Source organism: Streptomyces sp. NPDC004629 (assembly GCF_042873595.1).
In the GTDB taxonomy this organism is placed as follows: Bacteria; Actinomycetota; Actinomycetes; order Streptomycetales; family Streptomycetaceae; genus Streptomyces.
Window position 1 is genome coordinate 320,217 of sequence record NZ_JBIALO010000007.1, and the last position, 12,335, is coordinate 332,551.

General features: G+C 75.8%; 7 protein-coding genes and 1 pseudogene. 5 read left to right on the forward strand and 3 right to left on the reverse strand.

Going from position 1 to position 12,335, the window contains the following annotated elements:
• The first annotated feature begins 36 nt into the window (after positions 1-36).
• Entirely contained in the window at positions 37-960 is a 924-nt protein-coding gene (locus ACFYTE_RS13605; RefSeq protein WP_388709068.1) for a sirohydrochlorin chelatase, read from the forward strand.
• A gap of 121 nt (positions 961-1,081) precedes the next feature.
• Here ACFYTE_RS13605 and ACFYTE_RS13610 read toward each other — a convergent pair whose 3' ends face one another.
• Positions 1,082-2,113 carry a lactonase family protein gene (locus tag ACFYTE_RS13610; protein WP_388709070.1) on the reverse strand — a complete coding sequence of 344 codons (1,032 nt, stop codon included), beginning with the start codon at positions 2,111-2,113 and terminating at the stop codon, positions 1,082-1,084.
• Positions 2,114-2,715: 602 nt separating this feature from the next.
• On the opposite strand from ACFYTE_RS13610, the gene ACFYTE_RS13615 reads away from it, so the two are divergent.
• Positions 2,716-4,140: an MFS transporter gene (locus ACFYTE_RS13615; protein ID WP_388709072.1), complete on the forward strand. Its 1,425-nt coding sequence runs from the start codon at positions 2,716-2,718 to the stop codon at positions 4,138-4,140.
• Positions 4,141-4,427: 287 nt separating this feature from the next.
• On the opposite strand, the gene ACFYTE_RS13620 is transcribed toward ACFYTE_RS13615, so the two are convergent.
• The gene (locus ACFYTE_RS13620) at positions 4,428-5,195 is read right to left on the reverse strand and encodes a LysR family substrate-binding domain-containing protein (RefSeq protein ID WP_388709073.1); all 768 of its coding nucleotides are present in this window, start codon (positions 5,193-5,195) and stop codon (positions 4,428-4,430) included.
• Positions 5,196-5,254: 59 nt separating this feature from the next.
• On the opposite strand from ACFYTE_RS13620, the gene ACFYTE_RS13625 reads away from it, so the two are divergent.
• On the forward strand, positions 5,255-5,644 hold the full coding sequence (locus tag ACFYTE_RS13625) for a DUF5997 family protein (RefSeq protein ID WP_388709074.1): 390 nt from the start codon (positions 5,255-5,257) through the stop codon (positions 5,642-5,644).
• A gap of 20 nt (positions 5,645-5,664) precedes the next feature.
• Here the strand turns inward: ACFYTE_RS13625 and ACFYTE_RS13630 are convergent.
• Positions 5,665-6,235: pseudogene (locus ACFYTE_RS13630) on the reverse strand (peptidoglycan-binding protein); the annotation flags it as partial.
• 129 nt (positions 6,236-6,364) lie between these two features.
• Here ACFYTE_RS13630 and ACFYTE_RS13635 point away from each other — a divergent pair.
• Both ACFYTE_RS13635 and ACFYTE_RS13640 read left to right on the forward strand, forming a co-directional pair.
• Entirely contained in the window at positions 6,365-7,219 is an 855-nt protein-coding gene (locus ACFYTE_RS13635) for a DUF4132 domain-containing protein (protein WP_388709076.1), read from the forward strand.
• Positions 7,216-12,273, forward strand: coding sequence for a hypothetical protein (locus tag ACFYTE_RS13640; protein WP_388709078.1), 5,058 nt, complete (start codon positions 7,216-7,218; stop codon positions 12,271-12,273). Before ACFYTE_RS13635 ends, ACFYTE_RS13640 begins: the two co-directional genes overlap by 4 nt.
• The last annotated feature ends 62 nt before the right edge of the window (positions 12,274-12,335 follow it).

Below are 12,335 nucleotides of genomic sequence, written 5' to 3' on the forward strand. Positions count from 1 at the left end.
ACAGGGGAGCCCAGGAAGCCAGTAACATGCGGCGCCATGAGCTCCCCCACTGGGCCCGCGTCCGGCCTGCCAGTACGAATGCCGCGACCCCGCCAGCCCGGACGGCACCGCCGCCCCGAACCGCTGGTGGCTCCCGAGGGCGCGCCCGCGCTCGTCCTCGCGGTGCCGGGCACGCCCAGCGCCGTCACGCGCAGCCTCGCCGAGGACGTCGTGAGCATCGCCCGCTCCGAGCTGCCCGGCCTGGACGCCCGGATCGGGTACGTGGACGGGGACGACGCGGAGTTTCTGACGCTGCAGTCCGTGCTGACGCAGGCCGCCGAGGAGCGCACCGCCCGCTACGAGCAGGCCGTCGCCGCCGGTGCCGAGGTCAGGGAGCCCGACGGCCCGGTGGCCGTCGTCGTGCCGCTGCTGGCCGGCCCGGACAGCGCGTTGCTGCGCCAGGTCCGCCAGGCCGTGATGGAGAGCAAGGTCGCCGCCGAACTGACGGATGTGCTCGGCCCGCACCCGCTGCTCGCCGAGGCGCTGCACGTGCGTCTGTCCGAGGCGGGTCTGGCCCGCGCCGACCGCGCGCGCCTGTTCACCGTGGCGACCGCCGCGGACGGCATCATCCTGGCCTCCGTGGGCGGTGACGAGGCCGTGCAGGCGGCCGGCATCACCGGCATGCTGCTCGCCGCGCGGCTGGCCGTGCCGGTGATGGCGGCGGCCCTGGACCAGGACGGCTCGATCGCGTCCGTCGCCGAGCAGTTGCGTACCTCCGGTTCGCAGCAGCTGGCGCTGGCTCCGTACCTGATCGGCCCCGAGATCGACCCGGGCCTGCTGGCGGCGGCCGCCACCGAGGCGGACTGCCCGGCCGCGGAGGCGCTGGGCGCGTACCCGACGATCGGCAAGCTCGCCCTGGCCCGGTACACGACGGCGCTCGGCATCACTCCGCAGCAGCCGCAGAGCACCCCGGCCCGCTGAGCCGGACCGGCACGGCGGCCGTACGCTTCGGGGCCCGCTCCGCAACGGAAGCGGGCCCCGCGCCATACCTGAAGGCAGGCACGCATCGAGCCCGCGCAGTGCGGGCAGGACGCGGCGTGTGTCAGCCGAAGACCACGCAGGAGGCGGCGGGCACGTCCACCGAGCCGTCGTAGCGGGGCAGTCCGGTGTCCGGGTCGACCGCGAACCAGGTGATGTTGCCGGAGCGCTCGTTGGCGGCGTACAGGAAGCCCGCGTTCTCGGCCAGCGCGCGCGGCCAGTGGCCGCCGCAGGGCACCGTGCCGGTCAGCCGCAGCGCCGCGCCCTCGACGGCGAACACGGACAGGACGTCCTCGCCGCGGGTCGCGGTCCATACGAACCGGCCGTCGGGCGAGGCGACGATGCCCGACGGATAGGCGTCACCGGCCGGCGCGCCCGGCAGGACCGGCGTCTCGGTCAGCGGCCGCAGGGAGCCCGCCTCGGCGTCCCAGCGGCACACGGTGACGGTCGGGGTCAGCTCGTTGACGACGTAGGCGAACGCGCCGTCCGGGTGGAAGGCGAGATGGCGGGGGCCGCAGCCGGGACGGAGGGCGATCTCACGGTGCAGTACGGGCATCCCGCCGTCCAGGGTGCACACCCGCACCGAGTCCGTGCCGAGGTCGACGCTGACGGCCCAGCGGCCGCTGGGGTCCGGCTGCACCTGATGGGCGTGCGGGCCGCGCTGGCGCCGCTCGTGCGGGCCCGCGCCGATGTGCTGGAGCACGCCGGAGCGGGCGCCGGCCAGTGCGCCGTCTGGGCGCACGGGCACGGCGGTGACGCTCCCTGAACCGTAGTTGGCGGTGAGCACGTGGCCGGCGTGCAGGCTCAGATGGGTGGGCCCGCTGCCGTCGATCGGCACCGGCGGTCCGGCCAGGACCGGTTTGTCGTCCTTGACCCGGTACGCGGCCACCGCGCCGTCGGCCGTCTCGCTGACGGCGTACAGCGTCTCCCCGTCGGGCGACAGGGTCAGGTACGAGGGGTCGGGGACGCCGTCGACGCTGCCGAGCACGGCGAGTGCGCCGCTGTCCGGGTGGACGGCGGCCGTCACCAGCCCGGGTCCGCCCGCCGCCGTGAACGACCCGATGAAGGCCCTGTGCCGCCTGTAGCCGTCTGCCACCGCTGTCCCCTCTCGTACGTGTCGCGTCCGCGGCTGACGGTAGCAGTCGATCTTTGCGGTCTAGACCAAGTGCGCGGTGGGGGGCGTGCGCCGTTGGGGTGCGGAGTGGGGGGCCGTGCGGGTGCGTTGGGGCTGAGCGCGCCGTTCCCCGCGCCCCCTGGGTGGGCTGCACCTCACGCGCGACCGCAGAAGTCCCCGGGGACGGTGGGGGGCGTGCGCCGTTGGGGTGCGGGATGTGGGGCCGTGCGGGTGCGTGGCTGGGCGCGCCGTTCCCCGCGCCCCCAGGTGGGCTGCACCACGCGCGCGACCGCAGAAGTCCCCGGGGACGGTGGGGGGCGTGGGCTGGGCGGGCGGGGCGGCACTCGGACGGCGCAGTTCGGGTGTTCGGGTGCGGGAGGGGGTGCGGGGCCCAGTTCCCGGTCGTGCGGGGGCCGGCGGCGGCCCGTTGCGGCGTCGGTTCGGCGGGCGCCGTATCGCGTCCGTTCCTACCGTGGTCGCAGCACAGCACAGGAAGGCGCCCCTATGCCCACCCACCCGATCCACCCGCACCGGCAGCCCGGGCTGTCCCACCCCGTCCGGCGCGCCGGCGCCTGTGGCTCCCCATGACCACCGTCCAGGCACGGGAGACCGAGCCCGTCGCGGACGAGCGGCGCTGGAAGGCGCTCGCGGTGTGTCTGACGGCGGGCTTCATGACCCTGCTCGACACATCGATCGTGAACGTCGCCCTGCCCTCGATGGAACGCGGGCTGCGTGCCGCCCAGGCCGACCTGTCCTTGGTGGTCTCCGGCTACGCCCTCACGTACGGCTTGTTCCTCGTGCCCGCCGGACGGCTCGGTGATCTGCGGGGCCGCCGGCAGACCTTCCTCATCGGCGTCGGCTTGTTCACGCTGGCCTCGGCGGCCTGCGGGCTGGCCCCGACGGGCACCTGGCTGGTGGTGTTCCGGTTGCTGCAGGGTGTGGCGGGCGGTCTGATCGCACCGCAGGCGACGGGGCTGATCCAGCAGATGTTCCAGGGCACCGAACGGGCCCGCGCCTTCGCCGCGTTCGGCAGTGTCGTCGCCATCTCGACGGCGGTCGGACCGCTCGCGGGCGGCCTGCTGATCGAGGTGTCCGGCAGCTGGCGCTGGGTGTTCTACGTCAACCTGCCGATCGGTCTCGCGGTGTTCGCGGCGGCGCTGCGGCTGCTGCCGAGGACCGTGCCGCGCGGCAACGCCGGTGAGGGTTTCGACGTAGCGGGCGTGCTGCTGCTCGGTACCGGCGCGCTCGCGCTGATGCTGCCGCTGGTGCAGGAACAGGCGTGGCCCGGCCGGGGCAAGTGGGCCCTGGTACCCGTGGCGGCGCTGCTGCTCATGGCGTTCTGGGCGTGGGAGCGGCGGCAGGGCGGGCTCGGCCGGGGCCCGCTCGTGGACCTGCGGTTGTTCACGCTGCGGTCGTTCTCGCTGGGCGCGCTGCTGAGCCTCGTCTACTTCGCCGGATTCACCTCGGTGTTCTTCGTCTACAACCTGTTCCTGCAGAACAGCCTGGGCTACAGCGCGCTGGCCGCCGGGATGGCCGCGATGCCGTTCGCGGTCGGCTCCGCGGTGGCGGCGCTGATCGGCGGCCGACTGGTGGTCCGCCATGACCGCAGGCTGGTGGTGTTCGGGCTGGCCGGGGTGGCGGTGGGGCTGGTGGGCGCCATCGCGGCCGTGCAGCGGGTGCCGGGCCCGGGCATCGGGTGGGCGGCGGCGCTGCCGCTGCTCGTCGCCGGGGTCGGCTCCGGTCTGACCGTCTCCCCCAACACCACCCTGACGCTCGCCCAGGTGCCGGTGCGGCGGGCCGGGGCGGCCGGCGGGGTGCTGCAGACCGGGCAGCGGATCGGGGCGGCGGCCGGGATCGCCGCCGTGGGTGCGGTGTACTTCGCGCACCTCGCCAACCACGGGCGCGCCGTGGACGCGCTCCGGCTGGGCTTCGCGGCCTCGCTGCTGTTCGTGCTGGCGGCGCTGGTGCTGGCCGTCGCGGACCTGCGGGAACTCGGACCGGACGGCTGACCGACAGCCACCTGACGTCGGACCGGACGGCTGACCGACCGGCGGGGGATGCCCGATCCCCGACGAGGGACCGGCCACCACCCGCCGCCACCCGTCGACGGACCGACCGCCACCCGACAGCATCCGTCGACGGACCGACCGCCACCCCGCCACCCGACGACGGACCAACCGCCACCCGCCCGGCGAACCGGCCGTCGCCCCACAGCACCCGACGACGGACCGGCCGCCACCCGACAGCACCCGTCGACGGACCGGCCCCGCCCGCCGGTGCCCGCCCGCTCGGGTCGCTACGAACGGCGTCGGGGCCGGCCCCGCCTGGTTCCCTTGGGCGCGGCGGTACGGCCCTGGCGGGTGCGGCCGGTGGAGCCGCCCGCCGTGGGCTGCTGCCGGCCGGCGGCCTCGGGGCGCTTCCCCTTCGGCAGGGGCTGTCCGGGCTGGACGGTGCCCCGGCCGCGGGTGCTGTTGACGGTGCGTCCGCGCACGATCCCGATGAGGTCCTCGACCAGGTCGGTGGTGGCGTCCTCGGGCCAGCACAGGGCGACGGCCGACTGCGGGGCGTCGACGACCGTGCGATAGGTCAGGTCCCTGCGGTGGTGCAGGCGGGCCAGTGACTGGGGGACGACCAGCAGGCCCACGCCGGCCGCGACGAGTTCGACGGCGGCGGCGGTGCCGGCGGGCCGTTCGAAGGCCGGCTCGCCGGGTGGGGCGTCCCAGCCGAGGACGTCGTCGAGGGGATGGCAGACGACCTCGTCGGCGAGGTCCGCGAGGGTCACCTCGTCCGCGGCCGTGATCAGGTGGTCCTTGGGGACCACCACGACCGTCGTCTCGGTGTACAGCGGGATCGCGCTGAAGAACGTCCGGTCGACCGGTAGCCGGACGAGCCCCGCGTCGGCCGCGCCGGCCCGCAGCACGTCGGCCGCCTCGCCGGCCGGTACCTGGACGAGGGTGAGCGGGATGCCCGGCAGGCGCTCGTGCCAGATCCGCGCCCACTTGGCGGGCGTCGCTCCGGGGACATACGCGAGCCGGAACGACGGTGTCTCCTCGGGGCCTGTCACCGGGCCAAGCCTACCGGCCGCGGGCGACGCCCCCGTACCCGGCCGATACCCTGGGCCTCATGAAGTCGCAGCAGAACCCCCAGACGATGAAGCCCGCGACCGCGGCGAAGAAGCTGGGTGTGTACCTCCCCGCCACCCCCGCACCGTTCCAGGAGGGTGTCGTCACGCGCGCCGAGCTCGACCGGCTCCAGGCCGAACCGCCCGAGTGGCTGCGCGAGCTGCGACGCGACGGCCCGCACCCGCGTCCGGTGGTCGCGGCGAAGCTGGGCGTGTCCATCGCGGGCCTCGCCCGCGGCGGGGTGACCGAGGCGCTCACCACCGAGCAGATCGAGTCGCTGAAGCGGGAGCGGCCCGAGTGGCTGGAGCGGGAACGCGCCACCCAGGCCGGGGTCCGCAAGGAGGCGGCACGCCTGAAGGAACAGCGCAAGGAGCAGGCCGGGCGGGGCTGACCGCCCCGCCCGGCGCGCGTTCAGCCGTCCGACGGCACCTTCAGCTTGTCCCAGCCGACCTTGCCGGGGATGCCGTCCGCGTCCTTGCCCTTGAAGCCCGGCTTGCGCTGCCAGGCCGCGAAGGACGTGCGGTCCGCTCCGGGCCCGGCCCCCGCTCGCAGTGGCCGCACCCCTCGGCGACGAGCCGGCGGCCCACGGCGGTGATCACCGCCGCCTTCGGCCCGATGGGGAAGAAGCCGCCGCCCGGGAAGGGTGCGTACGACGGTTTGGGCGCCGGCTCGGGCTGTGCGGCTCCCCGGAGCCCATCCCCCCGCCTCCGCCGCCCTTTCCGGCCGACCGGGCGGCGATGTGCCCGCGCATCCCGTCCATGGTGAAGCCGCGCGGGTCCTGCTTGCCCGGCTGCCACTCCTTGTGGCCGATCACCGAGCGCTCGCTCCAGCCGTAGTGCCGGCAGATGGCGGCGGCGACCCACGCGATGGCGTCCTTCTGCGCCTCCGGCCACGGGCCCCTGCCGTCGGCGAGATCGACGCACTCGAAGCCGTGGAAGTGCCGGTTGCCGTCGGTGCCGGCCTCGTTGTCGGGCGGCGAGGCGGGCCGCGGGGGTGGTCCGGTGCTGCGGCCAGCGGTCGAAGACGGCGCATCCCACAGGCGTGGGGGGCGTTGTCAGTGGCTCGTCCTACAGTTCCCATCACTTGATCACTGCGGTGCGGGGAGGCACACATGGGGTGGGTGACGGCGGGCGACTACGAGGTCGCCCTCGACGGCGGGAAGGTGGTATGCCGCAACGCGGCCGGACGGCAGTTGAAGTCGGTCCCGGCCAAGCTCGCGGACGATCCCGCGGTCGTGGGACTGCGGCAGCTCGCCGAATGGCTGGAGCGGCACGAACAGCGGTGCCTGGCCGACGTGGAGCGGTGGATGGTGCGCTCGCTGCCGGTGCCGCTCGCCGTCCTCGGCCGGGTGTGGCCCGATCCGGCCTGGCAGTCCGCGCTGCGCGACGTCGTCGTCACGGGAGCCGACGGGCAGGTGGCCGGCTTCCTGCGGGACGCCGGCCCCGAGCGCGGGCTCGGTCTCGTCGACCTCGACGGCGACACCGTGCGCACCGCGCCCGAACTCGTCCGCATCCCGCACCCCGTGCTCCTCGCCGATCTGGAGGAGCTGCGGGAGTTCGCCGTCGAACTCGGCGTCGAGCAGCGCGTCCAGCAGCTCTTCCGCGAGGTGTGGCACCGCCCGGTGGCCCTCGACGCCGAGGGCACGGAGGTCGCGGACTACGCGGGCGGCGCTTACAAGGAGCTGCGCTTCCTGCATGGCCGGGCCACCCAGCTCGGCTACCGGGTGCGCGCGGGACACGCGGTCTGCTCCCTGCTGGAGGAGGGCCGCGGCACCGAGGCCCGGGTTTGGGTCGGCGACTACGACGGCTACGAGGAGACGGAGACCGGTCCGCTCCAGTGGGCCGACCCGGCGGGGCGGGTGCTGAAGCTCCGTCAGGTGGGTCCGGTCGCCTGGTCGGAGGGCATGCGGATGGCGGCCGCGCTGTACGCCGGGCGGGACATCGAGGACGAGGAGCGGGCGGCATGACGGCCACGACGTGCAACGACACCACCACGGCCGCGCTGCTGGAGGCGGGCGCCGTCCTGCCGCCGGGCAGCACCGAGCGCGAGGACGCCGACGTCCTCACCGTGCGCGCCTACGGCCACCCGGCCCTGGGCGAGCGGCGCGTCGTCCGGCTGGTGCCGGGCACCCTCGGCGAGGCCGAGGACCTCGCGCTGGAGTTCCTAGGCCTGGTCCGCGAACCCGAGACGCCCGAGGTCGGGCAGGTGCGCCGGGAGACGCTCGGCTTCCCCGCCTGGGCGCTGGTCAACGACCCGGCCAACGGACACCACGCGCTCGCCCTGGTCAAGGACGTGGAGCGGCTCGCCCGCCAGGCCAAGTCCCGGCCGGGCGCCGCCAAGGAGGGCTTCGAGGCGCTCGCCGACCGGCTCGGCCGGACCGTGCCGCACTTCCTGCCCACCTTCCACGAGCAGGCGGCCCGGGTCTTCCTGGAGCACGAGAACACGACGTACGCCGCGGCGTTCTTCGGCAAGGCCCGCGAGGCCGAGCGGGTGCACGCGCTCGCCGTGGACGAGGAGCGGCAGCGCGCCGTGTTCCTGGAGTTCGCGTTCGCCGGCGCGCTCACCGTCAAGGCCCTCAAGGAGCATGTGAAGGACCTCGCCCGCCGGCTCGAACCCGCCACGGCGTGGGCGCAGTTCCGGCAGCTGACGGTGGAGCGGTGCGCGGCCGGCATGCCGCCGTACGCCTCGCTGCCGCAGGACGCCCGCGGACTCATCGCGGCGGCCGGACTGCCCCGGGTCACCGAGGAGTGCGCCCTGGTCGCCGACCTGATCGCCTCCCCCGCCGCCGTCCGGGCCCCGGCGTCCTTCTGGACCGCCTGTCGCGCCACGCTCGCGGTCCTCGCCGCACAGCGGCCGGCCGTCCGGGCCCGGCTGCTGGAGATCATGCCGTCGGGTCTTGGCCGCTCCGTCGAGGACGACGAGTTCTGGCTCTCCCTGCTCACCGAGAGCGGCGCGGACCGGCTCCTGACCGGTGAGGACGCCACGGCCGACACAGCCGACACAGCGGGCACAGCCGACACCGGCGACACCGCAGACACCGCCGCCGCAGACACGGCCGACGGGGTCGACGCGGCGGACTGGCTGAGCCGTTGGGCGGCCTTCCGCAAGCACAGTGGCAGCATCTCCCGCCGCTCCCCCGCCACGCTCGCGCTCGTGCGGCGGATGGCGCCGCGGCTGCGCGCGGCCGGCCGTCCGGTCGATCTGTTCACCGGCCGCTGGCACGCCGGCGCCGACCTCGACCTGCTGGACCTGTGCGTGGCCGAGGGCGTCCCGCTGACTCTGCCCGGCCCCGAGGTGACCGTGCACCTGGCGCTGGACCGCTGGTTCTCCGACGATGCGCCGGGCCGGCGCGACCTGGTGGCCGTCGCCGCGGATCCGCGGCTGCGCCGCCTGCTGCACCAGGCCGTCGGCGCCCTGGGCAACGGCCGGACGGCGGACGAGGTGCTGCGCGGCGCCGCCGCCCACCCGGTGCTGGGCGAGGTGCTGCACGAGTGGCTGGAGAAGGCCGCCGAGCGGTACACGCGCGCGGTGGGCCTGCCCGCTGCCCGCGCCGAACTCGACCGGATGCGCCCCTTCCGCACGGTGGCCGCCGAGGTGGGCTCCGCCGCCGTCGCGCGGGTCGCCGGGCACGAGGTCGCGCCCCTGCTCGGCAGGACGCTGCGCGCCGGCATCCTGGACGAACTGGGCTGGCCCGCCCTGGAGGACGCGCTGCGGCTGCTGGACACCGAGACCAGGAAGGGCGAGGACAACACGCTGACCGTGCACGAGGCCTGGCCGGCGCTGATCCTGGCCCGCCGGCACAAGGCGGTCGTGGTCGGTCCCGAGGAGATCCTGCTGGAGCACGACCTGCGGCTGCCCACGGAGCTGGACCGCTGGCAGCGCCCCCGGTTCCGGTACGTGGACGGCGAGTTGCTCGTGATGTGGCGCAAGGGCAGCAAGCAGTCCGGCTACTGGTCCAGCCGCCCCGCCGAGGTGTTCACCCTCGGCGGTGAACAGATCCCCACCTGGTGGTCCGGCCACGACATCGGCAGCCCCTCGCTCCCGCTACCCGGAGGCGGGCGCGCCACCGGCGGGCGCACCCTGCACGCCGGGGACACCGTCCTGCCGCCCGGCCGCCCCGTCCTCGGGGACGGCACCTCCTACTGGCGGCAGGGCCGGCAGGGGCGGCAGACCGTCTGGCTCGAATACGACCCGGCCACGGGCACCCACGGGCGGTCGTCCCTGCCCGCCCTGCTGCGCTCGGGCATCCGCGAGGAGGCGGCCCTGCGGCCCGCCTCCTGCGAGGTGCTGCCGCTGCAACCCGGCCTGGAACACAGCCCGTTCGGCACGGACGGCACGGTGCTCGGCCGCTGGGTCCGTACCGAGGGACAGGGCGCCGAGGCCCGGACGACCGCCGGGACACCGGACGGGCGGACGGTCGCCCTGCGAGCGGACCGCGACGGCCGCACCGCGGGCATCCCGCTGGGCGCGCTGCGGCTGCCCGGCGGGGCCGAGCCGGTCGCCGTGCAGTCGCACCTCAAGATCGCTCTGTTCGCGGCCGACGACACCTCCCCGGGCGGCGAACTCGGCCGGGTCACCCAGCACGAACAGGGCGGCGAGTTCGCCGCCGGCACCCCGTTCGTCCCGCCCGTCGCCTTCTGGCACGCGCTGCGTCCCCGCGACGAGCGGGGCTCGGCGGTGCTGCGCGTCCTGACCGACGGCCTGGCGGCCGATCTGCTCGACCGCGCGGCGACCGCGCTGGCCGGGCGGCAGGAAGCGCTGGACCGTGCCGGGGACCGGGCTGCCAGGGCCGCCGTGCCGGCCGCGGACGAGGTCGTCCTCGGTGCCGTGGCTCCGGCCCTGCCGCAGCTCACCGACCCGCGGCTGCTGACCGGCGTGGCCACCCTGGTCCGCACGGCGCTGCGCCTCACCGAGTCCGCCGCCGTCTTCGCGACGCCCCCGCAGGAACGGCCGCGGGAGCCCCGCAACCGGACCGAGGGCATGTTCGCCGACTACTGCCCCCGGCACGGCGAGGACCGCACGCTGCACGAGGCCACCGACGGGCTCGCGCCGCTGAACGGCTGGTGGGGCCGGGCGCAGTGGAGCGTGCTGCGCCAGATCCGGGCGGTGAACCACGTGCTGTCCGGGCGGCCCGCCGACGGCAGGCCGCTGCCCGACCGGGAACGGCTCGCCGCCCTGACCGACGGCTGGCACAGCGAGGCGTACACCGTGCCCGGCATCGGCATGGTGTGGCCGTCCGTGCTGACCGCGCTGCGCCCGCTCGCCTACCGTGCCGCCTCGACCGCCCTGCCGGACGCGGAACGGGAGGCGCTGCTCCTGCTCCTGGAGGCGATCGCCGAAGGACCGCTCGCGGATCCTGCCGGTGCGCTTCGCGAGGTCGTGCTGAGCGAGCCGCACGACAAGCAGCAGCGCGCCGGCCAGGTGCTGCGCCGCGGCGCCCGCACCGTGGTGGTGCTGGGCTGCCAGAGCGTCGACTCCCAGCACGATCGCGTCAACTGGCTGGCCCTGGACCACGACCCGTCCGGCGGGTTCGGCGCGGTCGCCCACTTCCTGCTGGACAAGGAGACCCGGCACGCCTCGGATCTCCCCGCCGAACGGCTCACCGCCGTCACCGCCCTGATCCGGGACAAGGGCGCCGCACCGTGGCGGCCGGACGCGCCGACCGCGCTCGCCGCCGCGACGCGCGAGGGTCTTGGCCCGCTCCAGGCCGCCGTGCTGCTCGCAGGCCGGCCGCAGCGGCCCGGCGCCGAGGCGCTGGCCGCCCTCGGGCTCAAGCCGCGGCAGAAGGACCTGGCCGACGGCATGCTGGGTGCCCTCGGGTTGCCGGAGGCGGCGGCGCTGGTCGGGGCCCTGCTGCCCGCGGACCCCGCCGACCTGTGGACGGTCGGACCCGACACACAGGCCGCGGCCCGGGTGTGGGCCGAGCGTTTCGGCTCGCTCGTCCGCCTGCCCGAGGAGGTGGCCGGCGACCTCCCCGGCGTGCCCGTCGGCGCCGCCGAGGCCGTGCTGAACCCCGGCCGGACGCCGTGGCTGAGCCGCACCACGGTTCAGCGGCCCGACAAGGACGGCAACCTGACCGCGGACGACCCCGCGGCCCTCCCCGGCCGCTACGACCTCACCCGGGCCGTCGACGCGCTCGCCGCGCTCGCCTACGGCCTGCCGTACGGGCATCCGTTGCGCGCCGCACTGCCGGACGGCCTGGCCGCCCTGCGCCGGCGCGTCGCCGACCCGGAACTCCTCCTCGACCTCGACGTGCAGTGGACCGAGAAGGGCGGGTCGACCTCAGCCGAACTGCGCAAGGCGTACGGCCTTCCCGAACGGGGAGGCGCCGACGCGCAGGGCTTCACCCGGGTCGGCGACGCGCTCGTGCTGCGCCCCTGGTACCAGAGCACCGAGACCGTGCTGGTCCGCCCGGCCGGGCTCACCGGCCCGGACGACGCCGTCTTCGGTCTCGTCGCGGGGCTGGTGGGCCAAGGCCGCGGCGGCGGACTGCGGGCGCTGCGGGCCGTCCTGGGCGAGGAGCTGGGCCGGGCGCTCACCGCCGGCACCACGGGCCCCGCGGGATACGCCCAGGACCCGGCCGTGGGCGCGCCCGCGCTGGTCGCCGAGGTCGCCGCCGCGCACGGCCTGAGCGAGGACGCGGCGGCGCTCTACCTCCAGTTGCTGGCCCTGCCCGATCCGACCGACCGCAACTGCGCCCGCTGGACCGGCTGGAAGCCCGCCCGGACGAAGAAGGCCCGCGCCGAACTGGCCGCGACCGACCTGGTCGTGACGGCCAAGCGGCCGCGCGCCGGGCGCACCCTGTTCCTGCCCTGCGGCTGGCACGACCTCAAGTCCCCGGCGCTGCCGGTGGAGACCTGGAAGGAAGGGCTCTACCCGATACCCGGCCACACCCGCGCCGTTCCGCTGCTGCCGGTGCCCGAACTGTTCGCCCGCGCCTGGCACCGGGTGCGCGCCGGCGACGCGCCCGCGTACGAAGAACTCACCACGCGGGCCACCCGCAGGGGGCGCCGCCGATGACCCCGCCCTCGTCGGCCGGCCCCGCCGACGAACGCCCCGCGGGACCGGGCGCCGCCGCCGTG

Coding starts and splice junctions, on each gene's coding strand:
- ACFYTE_RS13605 (WP_388709068.1), top strand. CDS start 37: ATGAGCTCCCCCACTGGGCCCGCGTCCGGCCTGCCAGTACGAATGCCG.
- ACFYTE_RS13635 (WP_388709076.1), top strand. CDS start 6,365: ATGGGGTGGGTGACGGCGGGCGACTACGAGGTCGCCCTCGACGGCGGG.
- ACFYTE_RS13625 (WP_388709074.1), top strand. CDS start 5,255: ATGAAGTCGCAGCAGAACCCCCAGACGATGAAGCCCGCGACCGCGGCG.
- ACFYTE_RS13640 (WP_388709078.1), top strand. CDS start 7,216: ATGACGGCCACGACGTGCAACGACACCACCACGGCCGCGCTGCTGGAG.
- ACFYTE_RS13615 (WP_388709072.1), top strand. CDS start 2,716: ATGACCACCGTCCAGGCACGGGAGACCGAGCCCGTCGCGGACGAGCGG.